Here is a 20,670-nt window from a genome sequence, read left to right as displayed (position 1 = left end):
GTTAAATTTTTCGGCGAGTACGCTCTACCAATCTTCTAGTATGAAATTTCTTTTTGATCTTTTCCCAATCATTTTATTTTTTGTAGCATTTAAACTTTACGATATTTTTGTTGCAACCGCTGTAGCAATTGTTGCCTCAATCTTACAAATAATTTGGGTTTGGTTACGACACCACCAAATTGATAAAATGATGTGGATCAATCTAATGATTATCATTGTTTTTGGTGGTGCTACATTGGCATTCCAAGACGAAACATTTATTAAGTGGAAACCGACCATATTATATTGGTTTTTCGCGATTGCTTTGTTGGTTTCCGATATCGTATTTAAAAAGAATTTGATTCAGGCAACGATGGAAAAACAAATGACATTACCACTTCCGATTTGGGCGAAATTGAACACGAGTTGGGTCATTTTTTTCATTACAATGGGTTTGATAAACCTGTATGTAGCATTCAATTTTCCTATTGATACATGGGTAACATTTAAATTGTTTGGATCTACCGGGCTTATGCTAGTTTTTATAGCCGGTCAAGTTTTGATGCTAAGTAAACATTTAAAAGAAAACTCAACTGAATTAACGATTGGATCTCAGGAAGTTTATAGCTCTGAAAAAAATATCAGTGAAAAAGGTGAAAAATAGTAATGTTATATGCAATCAGTGGGGAAGATGTTCCAAACAGCCTAGAAAAGAGAATGGCTGTTCGTTCAGAACACCTGGGAAGACTGAAATTACTGCAGGAAGAAGGACGATTAATTTTGGCAGGACCACATCCAGCCATAGATAGTATAGACCCTGGACCAGCCGGATTTTCAGGTAGTTTGATCGTAGCAGAGTTTGAATCTTTACAAGCAGCAAAGACATGGGCGGAAGCAGATCCTTACATTAATGCGGGTGTTTATGCAAAAGTTACTGTAAAACCGTTCAAAAAGGTATTTCCTGCATGAAATCGAATACCCTTCATGAACCTTTGGTGTCTTTAATGTAATAGTATCTCAAATCCATACCATAAAGATTCACGTTCAATCAGTTAAAGCGTATACTTTTGCACGTGAATATATTCAAATGAATATAAATTTATCTCAATCTCAAAAAAAGGAAATTCCATGCGCGTGACGAAATTTTCGCAAATAGTTCTTGGTAGTATTCTGTGCTGTGTTGTGATATCGGTACAAGCTCAATCAGTAGCTAAAGTCAATGGTGTTGTAATTCCGCAATCTCGTCTTGATTTGATGGTGAAAGCAGCCGTTGCTCAAGGACAAACCGATGGCCCTGAGATGCGTAAAGCACTGCGCGAGAATTTGATCGCCGAAGAAATCATTGCTCAAGAGGCACTCAAAAAAAAGCTGGATAAAGATCCTGAGGTGGTTGCACAAATGGAGATCGCACGTCAAGCGGTTTTAGTTAGAGCCTTTCAAGCAGATTATATTAAGCATAATAACGTAAGCGACGAAACGCTGCGCAAAGAGTACGACATGCTTAAAGTGCAGATGGGCGATAAAGAGTATCGCGCAAGACATATTCTGGTTGAAAATGAAAACACGGCAAAAGAGGTCATTGCAAGTCTAAAAAAAGGCGGCAATTTTGCGAAAATCGCTGAAGAAAAATCGCTAGACGAAGGCAGTAAAGGTAACGGCGGCGAGCTTAACTGGAGCCCACCGGCAGCTTATGTCAGACCTTTCTCCGAAGCGTTGGTAAGATTATCGAAAGGTGGTTTAACCGATCAGCCAGTGCAAACCTCCTTTGGCTGGCATGTCATTCAACTGATGGACACACGCCCAATGACAGTCCCACCCTTTGAAGAGGTTAAACAAAATATACAACAACGTGTGCTACAGCGTGAATTCGGAACAGTTGTACAAGATTTACGCAGCAAAGCCAAGGTAGAATAAGTTTTGGTTTCATCACGAGTGGATAAGAACGATAATCGACTTCGCAATTAGTTTTATATTGCAGCAGTTCTTTCTACTCGTGGCGCAAGTGCGCTCAACAATTCATAGCTGATTGTATTGGAACGATTGGCTACCTCATCTACCGATACCCCGCTTCCCCAAAGAATCACCGGACTATTAATCCCGACATCTGGAATATGCGTTAAATCCACTGTTAACATATCCATTGAAACTCGCCCTAGCAGTCGGCTCGGTTGATCATTGACTAATACAGGCGTTCCTGTAGGTGCATGGCGTGGATAACCATCAGCGTAACCGCATGCAACAATACCGATCCGCATAGCACGTGAAGCATGGAAAGAGCCGCCATAGCCCACCCTATCACCCGCTCTTAAATCATGAATTGCGATGATTTTACTCGATAAAGTCATCGCTGATTGGAGTTTAAGATCATTCGCTGTTTGATCGGCAAATGGTGATGCGCCATATAGCAAAATACCAGGACGAACCCAGTCACCATGCGTTTCTGGATAACGAATAATTGCAGCAGAATTCGCTAACGAAACTGGATAGTCGTATTGCTGTGTAATTGTTTTAAAACAATTAATTTGCGCGGCAACACTTTCTTTTTGTCCGGAATCGTCAGCACATGCAAAATGCGTCATCAGTGTCACATTGTTGGCATAGTTATTTTCCTGCAGCTTTTTAATCCCCAGTAAGTATTGCTCGGGCCTTAATCCCAAGCGATTCATTCCTGTATTAATTTTCATGAATAGACCGAGGTTATGAAACTTTGAAGCTAACAGCATGTTGATTTGTTCTTCGTGATGAATAACCGCATTCAACTGAAATTGATGAAATAACTGCAATTCTCTCGTCGAAAAGAAACCTTCCAATAACAAAATAGGTTGTTTAAAGCCAGCTTCTCGTAGTGCTATAGCTGCGTCCAATTCTAATAATGCGAACCCATCGGCAGCCCTTAACGCCTGGGCGGCAGGAAGCAATCCATGTCCATAGGCATCCGCTTTAATGACAGCCATGATGCGCGAATTTGGAGCATAGTTACGCACTATGGATAAATTATGCGTTAAAGCGGGCAAATGAATCGAAGCTCGAATAGGGCGCGACATTAAATTTTGTGAAGAAAGTAAGTTGGAGTAGGTGTATTATTCGCGATCAATCATAAACTAAATTATTCTATTCAAAATAACCTTGATTATTTATTTTCCATTGCAAAATAGGAATGCCTACATATCTGCCGTTGAATACTACTGGATAAAATAACAAAAACACCCGTAGTCATTGATAATTCATTTTAAAAATAATAGGAACTCACTTGGAACGCGGTTTTTACACAATTATGGCGGCGCAATTTTTTTCGTCATTGGCGGATAATGCGCTTTTAGTCATAGCCATCGCATTATTGATCGATTTACATGCACCGGCTTATTTAACTCCCATTTTGAAGTTTGTTTTTGTGTTGTTCTATGTAGTCTTGGCTCCCTTCGTTGGCTCGTTCGCTGATTCCATGCCAAAAGGCCGCGTCATGTTTATTAGCAATACCATCAAAATCACGGGATGCGGTTTGTTATTCATAGCCGCGCATCAATATTCCGCACTGGCAGCCTATGCCGTTGTCGGATTAGGCGCTGCAGCATATTCACCGGCCAAGTATGGCATTCTTACAGAATTATTACCAGCCGAGAAGCTCGTGATTGCAAACGGTTGGATCGAAGGGCTAACAGTTGCTTCTATCGTTCTTGGAACTGTATTAGGAGGTATTTTAATTACGCCCAGCATTGCCAATATTCTGCTAAGTTTTGATTTTCCACTGATCGATACCGGTATTGATAATTTTCTTGAAAGCAGTATTTTGATCGTGGCTGTTATTTATGCCATCGCAGCGACTTTTAATTTGTATATTCCTAATACTGGCGTCGATCATATCATTCCCAATAAAAATCCTTTGTTTCTAGTGAAAGAATTTGGCCATTGTTTAAAATTGCTATGGTCCGATAAATTGGGGCAAATTTCTTTGGCGGTAACGACGCTATTCTGGGGTGCTGGAGCAACCTTGCAGTTTATCGTGTTGAAGTGGGCAGAAATCGCGCTCAATTATCCCTTGAACCAAGCGGCGCAATTACAAGGGGTTGTAGCATTGGGAATCGCAGTAGGAGCCGTGCTCGCGGCTCGTTGGGTTTCGTTGCGGCAATCGGTTAAAGTCATACCACTCGGAATTGCCATGGGTATTGTAGTAATGGCCATGATCTTGGTGAAGAATTTGTGGATTGCCATTGTCCTATTAGTGATTATCGGTGGATTAGCCGGCTTCTTTGTAGTGCCGATGAACGCATTGTTGCAACACCGCGGACATATTTTGATGGGAGCCGGGCACTCGATTGCGGTACAAAACTTTAATGAGAATTTAAGCATCCTTGCCATGTTATCTTGTTATGCCTTACTAGTATGGCTGGATATACACATTTATGCAGTGATTGTTGCTTTTGGATTATTTGTATCGATTACCATGGCGTTGATTCGAAAATGGCATTTACTGAATCAAAGCAAACAAGATTCATTGCACCTGATTGGTGAGAAAAAGATTCATTGAAACCTTCAATACCAAACCAATCACTGAGTGAAACGTTTTCATACAGCCAATCCTCATTGGAAAACCAACTCAGATCCAATAGGATTTCCAGGAATCCAATCTATTCCCAGAAAACTGACCACCCCTAACGATTGAAAATTGACCAGGGAGGAATAGAGCGCAGGATACTACGCATCTGTGGATAAGTGGACCGAACTGAGTTGGTTATTGGCGATGTAAAAATGACCACCGCTCTGTTAAACCGAATTACCCATCATTGTGACATCATCGAAACAGGAAATGATTCTTATCGATTCAAGCATCGTAAAAAGTGTATAAAAACCAATTAACCAAATATACCAGGTGGAAACTTTTCAACGCCGATACCTGGAAAGTTTTCAATGCCGATTGACAATCCATAGTTTTCTTAGCGCTTATTTACAAATATGAAGACTCTAACGTTGATTCAATCTTTCGTGGAGTAGACCTTATAGTAGCGGTCACATGGATCGATTCGATCATAAAAAGAAAATAAGAGGTAAAGTGTGAATAAAGATTCGATTAGAACGATCTACACGATCGGCCACTCTACTCATACGACCGATGAATTCATTGCAATGTTAGATTCTTTTGGTGTCCAAATGATAGTAGACATTCGTCGCTTTCCAAGCTCGCGAAAGTACCCAAATTTTGATCGGAGTGATCTTGAAACATCGTTAAAGATAGCAAACATAGGTTATCGGCATATCGAAGCACTTGGCGGACGTCGCCGAGTGCAGCCAAATTCGATAAACGACCGCTGGCGGAATGTGTCGTTTCGCGGTTACGCGGATTATATGGCAACACAGGAATTTGAAAAGGGAGTCAAACAACTTGAGGAGATCGGCTCGGAGAAAGTAACCGCATTCATGTGTGCTGAGGCAGTTTGGTGGCGATGTCATCGATCAATGGTTTCAGATTATCTGAAGGCGAAAGGTTGGAAAGTAATGCACATTATGAGGACCGGAAAGGCAGAGGAGCATCCATATACGTCACCTGCGCGTATTGAGAATAAGCGGGTTTACTATTCAAATGAAAATTTTCTTAGCTTTCACGAGGAGTAAAAAATGACAAAAGAATTTAAGATTGGCGATCACGTAAGTTGGAATTCCGAAGCGGGAATTGTTTCTGGAGTAATCATAAAAGTGCATACTTCTGATTTTGATTATAAAGGCTACACGCACCGTGCCTCGACGGACCGCCCGCAATACGAGATTAAAAGCGACAAATCCGATCATATTGCTGCTCACTTGGGCAAAGCGCTGACGAAATTGAATTAGACGCCACTCCTATGAGCATTGTGCATAATGTAATACTGGGTTATCGACGTTAGTTACTATGGGATAGTCTAAATTATTTAGTACCAAGAGGTAGCTGGACTCCAATATTTACCCCATGAATACCATTAGTTACATTTACGCCGCTGGTAAATTTTAATTTCGTTCTATTATTGGTATGTGTGTAGTTTATTGCTCCACCGCTTCCTGTTGTATTAAGTATTGCACTGACACCATGTCCGCTTGAGCCAGTAAAGCCTCCACCCACCGAATTTATCTGAGGCATCGTCCGCTCACTCGTCCGATCACTTGAAATATTAGTATCAAATGTTATGCTTCTATTCGAATTTTTGTGCGTATAATTTAATATCCCGTCCGATTTCGATAGACCAATTGCCGCATTGGCACGATGTCCTTCTGCACTTGAAAAGCTACCACCTAGTGATTTGATTTGAGAACCTATTTCGTCATTCTTAATATTGGTATCAAATGTTAAAGCCTTACTCTGCCCAAACTCAATTGGAAGACGTATAGTCTCTGCCTTTAAGGTATTAAAAGTCAGCAACAAAGCTAAACCTAAAATTTTCATAAACATATTTATATTTTAACCTTACACCTAAACCTAAACCTAGCCTGTAGATTCTCGATTTTAGTATAGGTACGCTATATCAAAGCTACAAACAAAGACAACAAATAACGGCAATAAAGAAAAGTAGGATGTTGAATTGTTGCATCTTTACTAAATGCAAACACTTTAAAAGTTATTTAATAGCTTCTAACCGATGCAATACTTAGTAGGCTTTCGTTTATCAAAAACAATGAAAAAACGAAATGGATACTAGATAGAACTAAAATCTAATTGTTTTTTCGGGCACACCTTTCAAAGCTTTATATTTTGATATAAAAACACAACTATGGTTCCACGATCAGGACTCGAACCTACGACCTACGAATTAACAGGTGTTATCCAATTTACAAACACCAACCTCGCCTGTGTTCGCCAATAATCGACAGATTTGTCTTTAGGGAATTACCCAGAGAAATAAGAATAAAAAAGGTTTGGATTAGATTAAAAAGGCCAACCCTGAAACCAGGGTCGACCTCAGAATTTTGATTAACTCAGCCTAAAGTTCTTCGAATGTAGTATCTTTTATCTCTAAAAATGCTGCTAATTGCTGCTACAACGAAGTAACCAACAAAAACCAATATTCCCGCGTGCATTCCTTCAAACAAAATCAAACCAATTGAAGCTAATACACTCAGCAAAACAAAAATAAATAATACCGTTGGACTGCTAGCTTTTTTTGTACTCATTTCATCCTCCAGAAAACTATTGAAAAATATTTGTACTTGTTAGACACAAGCCTAACAAAAAGTTCACAATAAGTTCACAAGTAGTTCACAAATAATTTACTGATGATTTAAATGAGGCCTTATTCAAAATGTAATGCAAATAACGTTTTCTCAAGCACCCTAAACGTTAGCTGTCAATTTAAAAATGACGGCACTGTTTAAGAAGAATTACAGTCAAATATGGTTATGGAGGATCAAGCAGTTTGCTGTTAAAACTCAGATTATCGTTAATGCTATACTGTCAAGCTACTGGCAACGTTTCAATCGATAATAGAATCGATCTGACCGATAGTAATAAATGTGAAGAAGCCGTTCCAGCATCGCCTGAAATATAGTCCTTGCTATCTCCTCGATTCAGGATGTCATTTCCACTATCACCCGATAGAATATCATTGCTATCGCCATAGCGATTGTCAATCGGCATTGAAAACTGTCCAGGTATCGGCGTTGAAAAGTTTCCACCTGGTATAGTTGGTTAATCGGTTTTTATACACTTTTTACGATGCTTGAATCGATAAGAATCATTTTCTGTTTCGATGATGTCACAATGATGGGTAATTCGGTCTAACAGAGCGGTGGTCATTTTTGCATCACCAAAAACCTGCACCCATTCACTGAATTTTAAGTTGGTAGTTATGATGAGTGAGGTACGCTCATACAATTGGCTGATTAAATGGAACAGCAAGGCGCCTCCGGATTCAGGGAAAGGCAGGTATCCCAGTTCATCCAGGATGACGGCGTCAAATTGGATGAGTCTTTTGGCCAGATTTCCGGTTTTATTCAGTTGTTTTTCTTGTTCCAGAAGATTAACCAGATCAACGGCGTTGAAGAATCTTATACGTTTTCCATGATGGATAGCTGCAATACCCAGTGCAGTGGCCAAATGGGTTTTACCTGTTCCCGTGACACCGACCAGAATGAGGTTATGTGCATCATTCATAAAACCAGCCGTTGCGAGCTGCTCTATTTGCTGGCGTGAGAGCAGTGTTTCATTCCAGTCGAATTTCACCAAATCCCGATGAATTGGAAACTTTGCGACTTTCAACTGGTATTTCAGGCTGCGCATTTGACGATCTACAATTTCGGCGTTGATCAGCTGGCTCAGCATGATTTCGGGAGATTGCATTTGCTTGCGTTGCGATACTTCCGCTCTTAACTCAGACCATGCCTCTGCCATACCATACAAGTGCAATGCTTTGAGCTGGGTTAGTAGATCAGTGGACATAGTGGCTTCCCAGCAGTCGATCATAACGCTGACAATCCGCTTGAGGCTCAGTGATTAACTGTAAATTATCGCTGGCATTCAATGTTTTGGGGCGAATAGGCTCAATCAAGCGTCTGACTGCATTCTGTAGTACGTTTGCATTGACAACGCCTGATTCCAATACCAACTCACAGGCTGTCTCGAGCGCATCCAATCCAGCTTCACGGGTGAGTAACAACAGATCAACAAAGGCACGTTCATTTTTATCCTGTTGCCGCAGGATCGAACGCACGCGCCGAATCGCCTCCGGCAGTTCCCAATTCTGGAATGTCACGCCATGACGTATGGCGTCCGGTTTCTTTTCCAGTACAGGCAGATAATGCCAGGGATTGCAGATGAGTTGATCGCGCAAGAAACTGCGTTGATGCGTTGCAATCGTCTTACCCGCCGCCACAATGTCGAGATGATTGGCAGTCACTCTGACTGAAAACACTTGTCCTGACCATTGTGCGGGAACGCTGTATTGATTTCTATCTACACATACCAGACAGGTTCTGGAAACTTTCAACAGGTGTTCAATGTAGCCGGCGAAGGGTGTGGTTATTTGCCTCAAAAATGGTTGTTCTTGCTGAAAACACTCTGAGGTAATGGAATGGACGCCCACTACCCTAAACGGCATCGAAGTGCCAAAGTAGTGGTGCAATAAAACCCACTAACCCAGAGAGGAGCGTCCGATATGAAGATTACAACGATAGGCATTGATTTGGCAAAAGAAGTATTTCAAGTTCACGGTGTAGATATGTATAGTAAAGCGGTGCTTCGCAAGCAACTGCGCCGCAGCGAGATGGTAAGGTTCTTCGCCAATCTTGAGCCCTGCCTGATTGGCATAGAAGCTTGTGGTAGTTCACACCATTGGGCGAGGAAGCTGGGTGAATTTGGGCACACCGTCAGGCTCATGTCGCCCCAATTCGTCAAACCCTACGTCAAAACCAACAAGCATGACATGGCGGATGCAGAAGCGATCTGTGAAGTGGTGAGTCGACCCAACATGCGTTTTGTCTCGATCAAAAACGTTGAGCAACAAGCAATTCTGTCGGTGCATCGTGCCAGACAGGGTTTTGTGAAAGCTAGAACTGCGCAGGCAAATCAGATACGGGGTCTACTCTCTGAGTTTGGTATCGTCATCCCACAGGGTACCAATCGATTGGCAAACGCATACCTGACATTCTGGAAGATGCTGAAAATGGATTGCCAGGAACCATGCGCCGATTGCTGGAAAGACTGAATGACCACCTTAAAGAACTGGATCGCCAAGTGGACGAATTAGAGTTACAAATCAAGCTTTGGCACAAGGAGAGTGAGGCCAGCCAAAGATTGGAAGCCATTCCTGGTGTTGGCCCGATTACAGCGAGCGCCATTGTGGCAACCGTAGGAAATGCAATGGAGTTTAAGGACAGCAGACAATTAGCGGCATGGCTAGGGTTGGTGCCCAAGCAGCATGCAAGCGGAGGCAAACAGTTATTGCTCGGTATCAGCAAACGCGGAGATACGTATCTTCGCACCCTGCTGATCCACGGAGCAAGAGCAGTCATCCGCATTGCCGAGAAAAAGGCCGAGCCCGGAAGCTGGCTGTGCAAGCTGATAGCGCGGCGCAATAAGAACGTTGCTGCTGTTGCCTTGGCAAACAAAAATGCCCGCATTATCTGGGTATTGCTTACCAAAAAAGCTACATTTCACCCCGATCACACTATGGTAGCAACTGCCGCAGCTCACTGATCGCGACGGTTGAATAGAGGCGTATTGGTTGTTGCATTAAAAACGAGTTTAAAGAGAAAGATTACCACCGATTGCACAGGCAATCATAACATGATGGCGAGACTGGTTAGACCGTGAGTGGCTAAACCTGAACAGCACATAGTGCATCAAGCACGTTGAGGTGATAAGGCGCTACTCAGCGAATTCCATCAGGGGCAGAGGCAATGCGCCTCATACAGAGTCCGGATGTATGGCAGCAATCTTTACTTTCTCAAATCATTGAATGAAAGCTTGGCAAAAAGTGGGCGTGTTTTGAATCTCCGGTGATACACCAGTTCGGTTTTGAGTATCCCTCAGAAGCTTCCTCCCATCGGGGCATTGTCATAGCAGTCACCCTTGCGGCTCATGGAGGCGGTTATGCCAAATTGTTGCAATAGCTTCTGGTAATCGTGCGCACAGTATTGGCTACCTTGATCTAAATGTTTACTTGCAGCTGCACGAAATTATGCTTGCATAACCAGGCTCTTTGTCATTCTCTCATTCATCGCATAGCCCACTAACTCGCCATTAAATAGATCTTTTATTCCAGCCAGATACAACCAACCTTCATCGGTAGGAATGTAAGTCATGTCACTGACCCATACTTTACCGGGCGCTCTAACAGTAAATTCCCGTTCTAAAATATTGGGGACAATTGGCAGATTATGCTTAGAATTAGTCGTCACCTTGAATTCAAGCACCCGGCACATGAGCGTAACCGGATAGCTTTGTCGCAGCGATTCGATCAGATCGTATCTCACCGCGACCCCTTGGCGAAATACGTCGCACACTTTTTTATAACATCACGTTCCAGCTTCACTTCCGCTAATTCCCGTTTCACTCTGGATAGCTCTAGTTCAACTTCAGTCAGCGCCTTCTGACGCTTGCCTACCGCAGCGAGTTCTCCCCGTCAGCATAAACCCAGTTCTTTAGCGTCCCCTTGGGTAATGACAGTCGCTTTGCCGCTTCAACCAACGTCAATCCACTTGCTTTGAAAAACTTTACTGATTCCTTACGAAACTCCTAACTATACTGTGTACGCGGTAATTCCATTCTTATCCTCCATTTCATCCCCTCATTTTATGAAACTTCGGACTTCATGAAAATCAGCATACATCAAAACATCCGGCTGGCGCAGTCACCTTTAGTTGACAGTATTTTCTAATTTCTATTTTATCAATCGTGCAGCTAAATTCGATCGATACCAACACGCAAGTAAAGTCACAACAAAGACTCCATCGTTGCTTTAGCAAAGCATAAATCCTTCCATGCTTTAGCCTTATCCGGAAGCGCTCGCAGCAAGTATGCCGGGTGATAAGTCACAATCAAGGGTATTCCTGAGTATTCATGAACCTTTCCACGCATGCTGGATAAGCTATCATTCCGATTGAGCAGATTCCCTGCGGAAACTTTACCCAATGCGACAATCAGTTTCGGAGCAATTAATTGAATTTGTCGGTTTAGAAAAGGCTCACACGCGCTGGCTTCGGTGTCTGAAGGATTGCGATTATTGGGTGGTCGGCATTTAACAATATTTGCGATATAAACATTGCTGCCGCGTTTCAATCCAATCGCGGTGAGCATTTGATCGAGAAGCTTGCCAGCTTGCCCTACAAAAGGCTCGCCAATTTCATCTTCTCGCGCGCCAGGACCTTCACCCACAAAAAGCCAATCCGCTTGCTCGTCCCCAACGCCAAACACCGTGTTTTTTCGTGTTTCACAAAGCGCGCAAGCGGTGCAGTTTGAAACGGTAAGTTTGAGTTGATCCCAATTCATCGAATGTACTGGATGATCGCACGTGACTTCTGACGCAGAAGCGGGAAGATCCTTCATCGTAGCCGATGTTGTCTCACGAGATTCGGAAGTCAATGATTCCGGTGTAGAATCAGTTCTTTTCTTCCATATCGGCGTTAGGCCGAGTTCTTGCAAAATCTTCTTGCGTCGATTATTCATAATTCCAGCTTCATAACCAGCGCATCTTCACGGCCCCACATAGCGGGGTAGTACCCCTTACGAATGGCAACGTGTATGAATCCCATTCTTTTATATAAATTGACCGCACCTTGATTAGACTCCCTAACATCCAGCCAGATCGACTTAGCGCCTTCTAAACGTGCATAGCCTGCAAAATACTCAATCAGCATTTTACCCAAGCCTTTTTTTTGCCAACTGGCGCTCACACCCAATGTCAATATATGTGCCTCTTCAGGGCTCATCATGGTAATTCCGTAACCCAATACGGTGTTTCCTTCCACGACAGTTCTACAAACATATCCAGATTTGATAGAGTCTGAGAAATTACCAGGCGACCATGGAAAAAGGAAGATTTCCCGCTCAATTGAAATCACTTGCTGTACGTCTTCGAGATACATTTCTCGAATCTCAATTACGGGCTCTATCGACATACTTATCGTTCGTTTTCTTTCAACGCAACTTTATTACGAATATAACTCGGTACTGCCGCAGATGGATGGATACCCTTGCCACACTTCAGAATTGGCAACGCCAATTGCACAATTTCTTTCGCGCGCGGAAATAGGCCACCGCGAGTTTCTTGAATGTGATTCAAATACCGCTCACTCAATTCGTTACTAAAAACGTCAAAACCACTACCACAGCCCACCCAATCATTTCCTATCAGATTCGGTGCATTTCTCGGCGCACACAAAGTTGGAGCATTCACAGTTTGCCAATCCTGATCTGCTATTTTTTCATATGCCGCATAGTAAATCTCCCCCATACGAGCATCCAGAGCCACAACCACCCTAGTGCTTTCAGTTTGTGCGGCCAGCGCCTTAAGCGTGCTAACGCCAACAACAGGTATATTCAGGGCAAATGCAAGACCTTGTGCAACACCGCAAGCAATGCGCAGCCCCGTAAACGATCCGGGACCTTCACCAAAAGCGATGCCGTTCAATTGTTGTAAAGATATTCCCGACTCCAGCAACAAATCACTGACCATCGATAATATCAATTCGGAATGCTGATTGCCGGCATGCTGTTCTGCGTGCCGAATATCGCCACCTGTCAACAGCGCTACCGAACAAAATTCCGTTGAAGTCTCAAAAGCCAGAATATTCAAGATAATTTTTAGGTAAGTATCTGTGGAATCATTATGTAGTAGCCTATACTATTTAGGCGCTTTATTGTTATAGAGACGCACATTAGTAGCGGTTTGATCGCTGGAATCGGTAGGCAGTTTTAAACACATACCTGTCTTGTACAATGATAGGAAGTTGATGGATTAAATCTGAGTAATTACTCAAGTCTTAGCGCGACTTTGTTCGCGATTTTTCTTAATCAAGTCATAGGCGACTTGTATCTCTTTGGATTGTTCTGTAGCAATTGCGATCATCTCTTCCGGAACGCCCTGACCAATCAACTTATCTGGATGGTATTGGCTCATTAACTTGCGATAGGCGCGTTTAATTTCTTCGTCGGAGCTATTTTGATCAACACCCAACGCTTTGTAAGCATCATCAAGCGCATGCGTGGATGTCGCTTGACCATCAGAAAAATGCGCACGATTCATCACCATATTAATAAGTTGATCGAGCGTTTGCGCATCGTAGCCAAGGCGCGCAGCAATCGTTTCCAGCAAACTATGTTCGTCAGCATTCAGGTCGCCATCCGATAACCCCATGATGACAAGATAAATCAACAATACCTGTTTCAAATTATCAGCGTTACCACAAACAGCCAAAAACTCATTCAGTTGCGGGTGAATGTCATAATCAACTGTAGCGCCTTGTTTAAATAATGCGATTGCTTTAAGCCGGTGTTGTGAATTCATACCCAGCTTCCGCATGAACTGTTCAACATGCGACACTTCTGACTCCGAAACACGCCCATCGGATTTGGCAAGCGCGCCCATCATGATAAAAGCTGTTTCGAGAAAAACCGATCGCCGGCGCACGGCCGTAAAAGGGTTCATGCCGGACGCACCCAGCCTGACCGAGCGATCTATCAGGCTACCAATAAAATAACCGATGAAGATACCAAAAAAGCCAAGAACAAAATAACCGGAAATAGCACCCAATATCCTAAACACTGGAATTCGCAGCAAAATAAAAAGTAAAAAAGAGGATTAAATGTTATTGATGGGCATACAATCTGTAACTAATAAGCCATATTGCTATATTTAAATCGTATCAAGCAACTTTATTTGCTAACCTAATTGCACTTGGCTCTCCCATTGCTCAGGGGTAAATGTTTTGATCGAAAGCGCATGAATCTCCTGATTCATCCGTTCACCTAACGATTTATAAACCAACTGATGTTGTTGCACCATATTTTTTCCTTGAAACTGTCCGCTAACGATATAAGCCTGGAAATGACGTCCATCTTCACCTTCAACCATCACATATTCGCAAGGCAATGCTGTTTCAATGTAAGTTTTTACCTGTTCCGCGGTAATCATATTCTCTCCTTATTGTTTCTTTAAAAGTATTAATCGTTATTTCTCTTCACACTCAATGACGTAACTTGTATCCTATTTTTAATAATCGAATGGCGATTAGCGAGATCCCTAATAAGCATATTGCCACAATCACGAGACTAATATAAGGTGAAATATCCGACACACCGAAATAACCATAACGAAATCCATCAATCATATAAAAAAAAGGATTCAAATGAGATAGATATTGCCATTCTATTGGCAGAGCATGGATGGTATAAAAAACACCGGATAGAAAGCTGAGCGGCAAGATAATGAAATTTTGAAAAGCGGCTAGCTGATCAAATTTATCCGCCCAAATACCAGCGATCAAGCCCAGCGCCCCCAAAATAGCACTACCTAACACCACAAAGAGTATTGCCCATAGCGGCAAATGTAATGGAATATCGAAAAACACCAAAGTAATCAAGTAAACACCAAGCCCAACCAGTAATCCACGGACAATCGATGCCAACACATACGCATAAAATATTTGTTGATACGTCAGTGGCGATAGCAAGATAAACACAATATTGCCACTGATTCTTGACTGAATCATACTGGATGAAGCATTGGCAAAAGCATTTTGAATAACGGCCATCATCACTAAGCCAGGAATTAGGAAAATGGTGTAAGGAATACCTGGATAAACTTCTTTATGGGCATCCAGCACATGTAAGAATATGAGCAAATATAATAACGTTGAAACCATAGGCGCCAGAATGGTCTGAAACCCGACTTTCCAAAAACGCAGCAATTCCTTATGGAATAAAGTCAAGAAAGCCGTCATTGCAGAGCGCTCCGATCGCTTTTCATCAACGATACAAAGACATCTTCAAGATCCGGTTGCCGCAAACGAAATTCTTGAACTTCAATTTTGGCAGTGCGTAGCGAAGCCAAAACCCATTCGATCTGTTGATAGCTTTCCAGCCGCAATTCGATCGTTCCATCTGGACAATTAACTTGCAGATGTCTCAATTCCTGCGGTAAAGCATTCGGTTGTAATCGTAGTTGCACGATGTGGCTATGCGGAATTTTTTTGATCAAATTTTGTGTCGTGTCCAGCGCGATAATTTTTCCTTGTTTCAGCATCGCAACCCGATTGCAAAGTGTTTCGGCCTCTTCCAGATAATGCGTTGTCAGCACAATGGTATGACCATCGCGATTCAACTGCTTGATAAACTCCCATAACGTTTGACGCAATTCAACATCCACGCCCGCAGTCGGTTCATCCAAGATAATCACGGGCGGTTTATGCACTAACGCTTGCGCAACCAGTACTCGACGCTTCATCCCACCTGATAAGCTACGCATATTGGCGTCTGCTTTGTCTGCCAGATCCAATCGCGCGAGAATTTCATCGACCCAGCGCGTATTGTGTTTAATACCATAATAACCGGATTGAATCAGCAATATTTCCCGTACGGTAAAAAATGGATCAAACACCAGCTCCTGCGGCACCACTCCCAAATTAAGCCGTGCGTTTTGATAGTGCGTTACCACATTGTAACCCATGACATGAACAGAACCGCTCGCAGCCAATGTCAAGCCAGCAATGATGCTAATCAACGTAGTTTTTCCGGCGCCATTCGGACCGAGTAGCGCAAAAAACTCACCTGACTGAATCTCCAAGCTAACATCCTGTAGTACCGGGAGCTGGTCGTAGTTTTTGTAGATTGCCTTTATTTCAAGTGCGTGCAACATTTCTGATGAGCCCATCCAGTAAGGGCATAGTCATTTTCTACAATAACCGATCACTAACAACTTACGCGTATAAGGTAATATTTCATGTTTCCAAAGAAACACTTTCTGTTGGAATCAGATCCGTGACACCGTAGAGTTGAATCAGGCTGACCACATTAGGCGGCATATTGATAAATTTGATTTGACAATTAGCTCGATGTGATGCGCGCAACCATTCCAGAAACATACTCAGAATGGTGGAATCGACCTCAGTAACTTGACTTAAATCAACCGTACAATTCGTCCCGTTGAGTAAGGGAAATCCCTGCTTCGTTAACGCTGCAATATTATCAACCGTTGCAGCGCCTTGTACTATGATCTTTTGATTTTCTAAATAAACCATACAACCAGTTGGTGCGACGCTCTAATGGTCATTATTTATTTTCCAAAGATTTATTTTTGTCCGAAAGTGTTTTGATCAAACCATCAATACCGTTTTTGCGTACCTGACTATTAAATGAACCGCGATAATTGGTTACCAAGCTAACACCTGCAACGGTTACATCGTACACTTTCCAGCCGTTTGGTTTTTTCTCCATACTGTAATCGATGGGCACCGGTTGTTTGCCATTCTTTTGAATGACAACACTCCGAACCGTAGCCTCATTACGATCACCTAAATCAGACAAAGGATTGACTTTAATCGTTTCGTTATAATACGTAGTCAATGCGTTATAGTAAGTCCGCACCAATAAAGTTCTAAACTCATCCACCAGTACCTTCTGTTGTTTCGGAGTTGCAGCTTGCCAATGTTGTGCCATTGCCAACTGTGTCATACGAACAAAATTAAAATGTGGTAGGATCTTGGTCTCAATGAGATTGAGCAGTTTTTCTTTATTACCACTTTTCAAATCTTCATCTTTCTGCATAATCCCTACGACTTCCTGAACCGTTTTTTCAACCAGCTTATCAGGCGGAAGATTGGGATTACTCGACCATGCAGGAAACGCTGCAAAACCTATAACAACCATTAATAGAATTACTAAAAAATTTTTCCCCATTTGTACTCTCATTTTTTAATCATAATCATTCATTCTTATCTGATAATAATAGAAACATGCTGCTTTAGCAAAAACTCCCTTTAAAAAATTAAAACGCCCGGATGATATTGGGAAATAACATGATCGTCATGCCTGTCAGTATTTGCAAGAAAATAAAAGGAATTACCCCACGGTAAATATCCAAAGTAGTTACTGAGGATGGCGCTACGCCACGTAAATAAAACAGCGAGAAGCCGAATGGGGGCGTCAAAAAAGATGTTTGTAAATTTAAAGCTACCAAAATACCAAACCAAAGTGGATCAATACCCGATTTAATCAAAATTGGCGCAATCATCGGAATAAAAATATAAGCAATTTCAACAAAATCAATAAAAAACCCCAATAAAAAAATAACCGCCATCATAAGCAATACGAAGCCCCATTGCCCCCCAGGAATATATTGCATTAACTGTTCAACCGCTTTATCGCCGCCGGTATAGGTAAATACCATAGAAAAAAAAGTGGCTCCTATCAGTATGGTAAACACCATAGCACTGATCTTAGTAGTCTCCATCGCAATTTGATGCAACATAGCAAAACGCAGTCGCCTACTGCAGCCAGCCAGCACCACTGCGCCAACCGCACCCATTGCAGCAGACTCGGTCGGTGTAGCAATACCGCCAATTATGGTGCCCAATACAATAACAATTAGCGCTAACGCTGGTACGATTGCTTTTATGGCTGCCCAGTATTGCGATGATATCGCTGTATTCGAACGCAACATGGGGGGTGCAATATCTTTTGCGATCGCTCCCATGGTCAAACAATAAATCACATAAAACAAAACCAGCAACAACCCCGGTAATAACGCCGCACGGTAGAAATCTCCAACCGGCTGTTGCAAAACATCCCCCATGATAATCAAAATGATCGATGGTGGAATAATTTGTCCCAATGTACCAGATGCGCAAATAACACCGCAAGCCAGTTTTTTATCGTAATGATATTTAAGCATGACTGGCAACGCAATGAGCCCCATCGTTACAACAGAAGCGCCAACCACGCCGGTAGATGCTGCCAATAAAGCACCGACGATAACCGTCGATACTGCCAATCCACCACGTATCTGACCAAACAACAACCCCATCGACTCCAGCATTTTTTCTGCAATACCGGACTTCTCCAGCACCAACCCCATAAAAATAAATAGGGGTATCGCCATCAATGTAACATTAGTCATGATGGATTCGATACGATACGCAACCAGCATGAATAACTGCAAGCCTTCGAAGTACAAGCCAAATATCAGCGCCACACCAGCAAATGTAAAAGCGACAGGAAAGCCTAAAACTAGCATCATCAAGCACGTTAGAAACATCACCAGCGCTATCATTTTTTCTTATCAGGGAATTCCGAAAATTTTTCTATATCGCCCTCTGCTAACAAGATGCGAATATTTTTGAAAATAACCGCAAGAGATTGCAGCATTACAAGAAAATAGCCTATCGGTAACAATGCCTTAAAAGCAAACCGATGAGGCAATCCGCCGGGATCCATTGAAACTTCGCCAAGTTGATAGGAATAAATTACCGGATCGTAGGCGCTCCATACAATCAAAGAACACATTGGGATAACAAAAAATACCGTACCCAAAATATCAACAATGGCTTTTCTTCCGGGAGACATTTTTGTGTAAAAAACATCAACCCGAACATTCGCATCCTCTCGCATGGTATAGGCGGCACCAAGCAGAAAAACCGCGGCAAACAAGTGCCATTCCAATTCCTGCATGGCGATGGAACCCGAGTCGAAGACATAGCGGTCAATTACATCGATGCACACCACCGCAATCATCAATAAGCACAGGCATCCTGCTAACCAACCCGCAGCACCAGAAACCTTTCCGATCATCTGCTCAAATCGGTGTAACACCTTCATTCTCAGGGAGTTAATAGTCGCTCAATCGCCCGCAATCGTCATTCGGTCAATTAAAATAGAACCGCTTTGTTTTGAACCGCGCACAATGACATCATTGCCGATCGCTAAAATTCCGCGATAGATATCTTTCAAATTACCTGCGATGGTGATTTCCTCAACCGGATAAGCTATACGGCCATTTTCGACCCAAAAACCTGATGCGCCTCTGGAGTAATCTCCTGTTACACCATTGACACCATGCCCTAATAATTCTGTTACTAGCAAACCGGTATGCATTTTCTTTAGCAACTCCGGAACTTCAAGTGTGTTCGCACTTTGGATGATTAAATTATGCGCGCCGCCAGCATTGCCGGTGGTGCTCATCTTTAATTTTCGTGCCGAATAACTACCGAGAAAATAACCTTGTACGATACCATTCTCAACTATTTTCCGCTCCATCGTTGCCACGCCGTCTTCATCAAATGGACCACTGCCAAGGCCTTTTGCTAAATAAGGTAAATCTAAAATCTGAATATCTGGCGCAAAAACTTGCTCACCGATACTATCGAGTAAAAAAGAAGATTTACGGTACAAGCTACCACCGCTAATTGCGGATGCAAAGTGTCCAATCAAACTTGAAGCAATCGGCGCCTCAAATATTACCGGCACCTCACAAGTAGTAATTTTCCTGGCACCCAGACGGGCTGCGCTACGTAACCCCGTTTTCCGTCCTATTTCCCGGACCGATTCCAAATCAACAGCATCTCTCGCAACGCTATACCAGTAATCACGTTGTTTACTTTCATTGTGCTCAGCAATCAATGCACAACTCACACTATGGCGAGATACCGGATATCCTCCCATAAAATCCAAGCTATTAGCATAAATGAATTGCGACTCATTGGTTGATACCGTCGTGCCTTCCGAGTTAGTAATCTTCGAGTCGGCCGAAAAACCAGATTGCTCACATTCTTTAGCTAATTCAATTGCTTGCTCAACCGATAATTGCCAAGGAAAATACAACTCCAACTGAGGATAATCGCGCGCTAAGCGGTCTTTTTCCGCAAGTCCGGCGCAGTTGTCTTCGGCCGTGTAACGCGCAATAGATAAAGCCGCTGCTACCGTGTCACGGATAGCTTGTGGAGAAAAATCCGAGGTACTGGCGTTACCACGTTTTTGCCCCAAATAAACAGTTACTGACAAACCTTTGTCGCGATTATATTCGATTGTTTCGACTGCGCTCTGACGAACCGTAACTGTTTGACCGAAACCATCTGAAACATTGGTTTCACAAGCGGTAGCGCCACCCTGCTTAGCCTGCGCCAAGATATCGCGAGCAATTTGCTGCAATGTGGTGAATGGATAGGAAAATCGACTTCCAGAAACGGTAAGATCACTCATAAATGGGTTCTTGGTTAAAAAATAAACCGAAAAAAATAAAT

Annotated in this window: 24 protein-coding genes and 3 pseudogenes; 8 read left to right on the top strand and 19 right to left on the bottom strand. The window is 42.7% G+C overall.

Going from position 1 to position 20,670, the window contains the following annotated elements:
* The first annotated feature begins 40 nt into the window (after nucleotides 1–40).
* From W03_RS02085 to W03_RS02075, 3 genes are all read left to right on the top strand, one after another.
* On the top strand, nucleotides 41–643 hold the full coding sequence (locus W03_RS02085; protein ID WP_244070929.1) for a septation protein A: 603 nt from the start codon (nucleotides 41–43) through the stop codon (nucleotides 641–643).
* A gap of 2 nt (nucleotides 644–645) precedes the next feature.
* Nucleotides 646–948: a YciI family protein gene (locus tag W03_RS02080; protein ID WP_244070927.1), complete on the top strand. Its 303-nt coding sequence runs from the start codon at nucleotides 646–648 to the stop codon at nucleotides 946–948.
* 159 nt (nucleotides 949–1,107) lie between these two features.
* Nucleotides 1,108–1,893, top strand: a complete 786-nt coding sequence (locus W03_RS02075; protein WP_244070925.1) for a peptidylprolyl isomerase — start codon at nucleotides 1,108–1,110, stop codon at nucleotides 1,891–1,893.
* 53 nt (nucleotides 1,894–1,946) lie between these two features.
* On the opposite strand, the gene alr is transcribed toward W03_RS02075, so the two are convergent.
* The gene (gene alr / locus W03_RS02070) at nucleotides 1,947–3,023 is read right to left on the bottom strand and encodes an alanine racemase (RefSeq protein WP_244070923.1); all 1,077 of its coding nucleotides are present in this window, start codon (nucleotides 3,021–3,023) and stop codon (nucleotides 1,947–1,949) included.
* A 206-nt stretch (nucleotides 3,024–3,229) separates the two neighbouring features.
* Between alr and lplT the strand changes: the two genes are divergently transcribed.
* The 4 genes and pseudogenes from lplT to W03_RS02050 all read left to right on the top strand — a co-directional run bounded on the left by lplT (nucleotide 3,230) and on the right by W03_RS02050 (nucleotide 5,802).
* Entirely contained in the window at nucleotides 3,230–4,504 is a 1,275-nt protein-coding gene (lplT, locus tag W03_RS02065) for a lysophospholipid transporter LplT (RefSeq protein WP_244070921.1), read from the top strand.
* Nucleotides 4,505–4,707: 203 nt separating this feature from the next.
* Nucleotides 4,708–4,833, top strand: a pseudogene (locus tag W03_RS02060) (ATP-binding protein); the annotation flags it as partial.
* A 195-nt stretch (nucleotides 4,834–5,028) separates the two neighbouring features.
* On the top strand, nucleotides 5,029–5,586 hold the full coding sequence (locus W03_RS02055) for a DUF488 family protein (RefSeq protein ID WP_279599985.1): 558 nt from the start codon (nucleotides 5,029–5,031) through the stop codon (nucleotides 5,584–5,586).
* A gap of 3 nt (nucleotides 5,587–5,589) precedes the next feature.
* Nucleotides 5,590–5,802: a DUF2945 domain-containing protein gene (locus W03_RS02050; protein ID WP_244070916.1), complete on the top strand. Its 213-nt coding sequence runs from the start codon at nucleotides 5,590–5,592 to the stop codon at nucleotides 5,800–5,802.
* A 73-nt stretch (nucleotides 5,803–5,875) separates the two neighbouring features.
* Here the strand turns inward: W03_RS02050 and W03_RS02045 are convergent, their stop codons facing one another.
* The 5 genes from W03_RS02045 to W03_RS02025 form a co-directional block, all read right to left on the bottom strand.
* Nucleotides 5,876–6,394 carry a hypothetical protein gene (locus tag W03_RS02045; protein ID WP_244070914.1) on the bottom strand — a complete coding sequence of 173 codons (519 nt, stop codon included), beginning with the start codon at nucleotides 6,392–6,394 and terminating at the stop codon, nucleotides 5,876–5,878.
* 524 nt (nucleotides 6,395–6,918) lie between these two features.
* Nucleotides 6,919–7,113 carry a hypothetical protein gene (locus W03_RS02040; protein ID WP_244070912.1) on the bottom strand — a complete coding sequence of 65 codons (195 nt, stop codon included), beginning with the start codon at nucleotides 7,111–7,113 and terminating at the stop codon, nucleotides 6,919–6,921.
* Between the two features lie 280 nt (nucleotides 7,114–7,393).
* Nucleotides 7,394–7,576 carry a hypothetical protein gene (locus W03_RS02035; protein WP_244070910.1) on the bottom strand — a complete coding sequence of 61 codons (183 nt, stop codon included), beginning with the start codon at nucleotides 7,574–7,576 and terminating at the stop codon, nucleotides 7,394–7,396.
* A gap of 51 nt (nucleotides 7,577–7,627) precedes the next feature.
* Nucleotides 7,628–8,377: an IS21-like element helper ATPase IstB gene (gene istB, locus W03_RS02030; RefSeq protein ID WP_244070908.1), complete on the bottom strand. Its 750-nt coding sequence runs from the start codon at nucleotides 8,375–8,377 to the stop codon at nucleotides 7,628–7,630.
* Complete coding sequence (locus W03_RS02025) at nucleotides 8,367–9,035, bottom strand: hypothetical protein (RefSeq protein WP_244070906.1); 669 nt, start codon at nucleotides 9,033–9,035, stop codon at nucleotides 8,367–8,369. Before W03_RS02025 ends, istB begins: the two co-directional genes overlap by 11 nt.
* Before the next feature lie 57 nt (nucleotides 9,036–9,092).
* On the opposite strand from W03_RS02025, the pseudogene W03_RS02020 reads away from it, so the two are divergent.
* A pseudogene (locus W03_RS02020) lies at nucleotides 9,093–10,132 on the top strand (IS110 family transposase).
* Between the two features lie 245 nt (nucleotides 10,133–10,377).
* Here W03_RS02020 and W03_RS02015 read toward each other — a convergent pair.
* From W03_RS02015 to pmbA, 13 genes and pseudogenes are all read right to left on the bottom strand, one after another.
* A pseudogene (locus tag W03_RS02015) lies at nucleotides 10,378–11,173 on the bottom strand (IS3 family transposase); the annotation flags it as partial.
* Nucleotides 11,174–11,371: 198 nt separating this feature from the next.
* Nucleotides 11,372–12,103 carry a uracil-DNA glycosylase family protein gene (locus W03_RS02010; RefSeq protein ID WP_244070904.1) on the bottom strand — a complete coding sequence of 244 codons (732 nt, stop codon included), beginning with the start codon at nucleotides 12,101–12,103 and terminating at the stop codon, nucleotides 11,372–11,374.
* Complete coding sequence (rimI, locus tag W03_RS02005; RefSeq protein ID WP_244070902.1) at nucleotides 12,100–12,555, bottom strand: ribosomal protein S18-alanine N-acetyltransferase; 456 nt, start codon at nucleotides 12,553–12,555, stop codon at nucleotides 12,100–12,102. The genes W03_RS02010 and rimI overlap by 4 nt, the downstream gene beginning before the upstream one ends.
* A gap of 2 nt (nucleotides 12,556–12,557) precedes the next feature.
* Entirely contained in the window at nucleotides 12,558–13,232 is a 675-nt protein-coding gene (gene tsaB, locus W03_RS02000) for a tRNA (adenosine(37)-N6)-threonylcarbamoyltransferase complex dimerization subunit type 1 TsaB (protein ID WP_244070900.1), read from the bottom strand.
* 180 nt (nucleotides 13,233–13,412) lie between these two features.
* Complete coding sequence (gene djlA / locus W03_RS01995; protein WP_244070898.1) at nucleotides 13,413–14,201, bottom strand: co-chaperone DjlA; 789 nt, start codon at nucleotides 14,199–14,201, stop codon at nucleotides 13,413–13,415.
* A 117-nt stretch (nucleotides 14,202–14,318) separates the two neighbouring features.
* Nucleotides 14,319–14,570 carry a BolA family protein gene (locus W03_RS01990; protein ID WP_244070896.1) on the bottom strand — a complete coding sequence of 84 codons (252 nt, stop codon included), beginning with the start codon at nucleotides 14,568–14,570 and terminating at the stop codon, nucleotides 14,319–14,321.
* Nucleotides 14,571–14,622: 52 nt separating this feature from the next.
* Complete coding sequence (locus W03_RS01985; RefSeq protein ID WP_244070894.1) at nucleotides 14,623–15,378, bottom strand: ABC transporter permease; 756 nt, start codon at nucleotides 15,376–15,378, stop codon at nucleotides 14,623–14,625.
* Nucleotides 15,375–16,292, bottom strand: a complete 918-nt coding sequence (locus W03_RS01980) for an ABC transporter ATP-binding protein (protein WP_244070892.1) — start codon at nucleotides 16,290–16,292, stop codon at nucleotides 15,375–15,377. The genes W03_RS01985 and W03_RS01980 overlap by 4 nt, the downstream gene beginning before the upstream one ends.
* Nucleotides 16,293–16,374: 82 nt before the next feature.
* Nucleotides 16,375–16,674 (bottom strand): lipid asymmetry maintenance protein MlaB, encoded by a 300-nt coding sequence (locus W03_RS01975; RefSeq protein WP_244070890.1) that lies wholly within the window; start codon nucleotides 16,672–16,674, stop codon nucleotides 16,375–16,377.
* Nucleotides 16,675–16,705: 31 nt separating this feature from the next.
* Nucleotides 16,706–17,332, bottom strand: coding sequence for a phospholipid-binding protein MlaC (locus tag W03_RS01970; RefSeq protein ID WP_244070888.1), 627 nt, complete (start codon nucleotides 17,330–17,332; stop codon nucleotides 16,706–16,708).
* Between the two features lie 88 nt (nucleotides 17,333–17,420).
* Nucleotides 17,421–18,704, bottom strand: a complete 1,284-nt coding sequence (locus W03_RS01965; RefSeq protein ID WP_244070886.1) for a TRAP transporter large permease subunit — start codon at nucleotides 18,702–18,704, stop codon at nucleotides 17,421–17,423.
* Nucleotides 18,701–19,249: a TRAP transporter small permease subunit gene (locus tag W03_RS01960; RefSeq protein ID WP_244070884.1), complete on the bottom strand. Its 549-nt coding sequence runs from the start codon at nucleotides 19,247–19,249 to the stop codon at nucleotides 18,701–18,703. Before W03_RS01960 ends, W03_RS01965 begins: the two co-directional genes overlap by 4 nt.
* Before the next feature lie 21 nt (nucleotides 19,250–19,270).
* Entirely contained in the window at nucleotides 19,271–20,629 is a 1,359-nt protein-coding gene (gene pmbA, locus W03_RS01955) for a metalloprotease PmbA (protein WP_244070882.1), read from the bottom strand.
* Nucleotides 20,630–20,670: the final 41 nt, after the last annotated feature.

It is taken from the genome of Nitrosomonas sp. PY1 (assembly GCF_022836435.1).
GTDB lineage: Bacteria > Pseudomonadota > Gammaproteobacteria > Burkholderiales > Nitrosomonadaceae > Nitrosomonas.
This window is presented reverse-complemented; position numbering and strand designations above follow the sequence as displayed.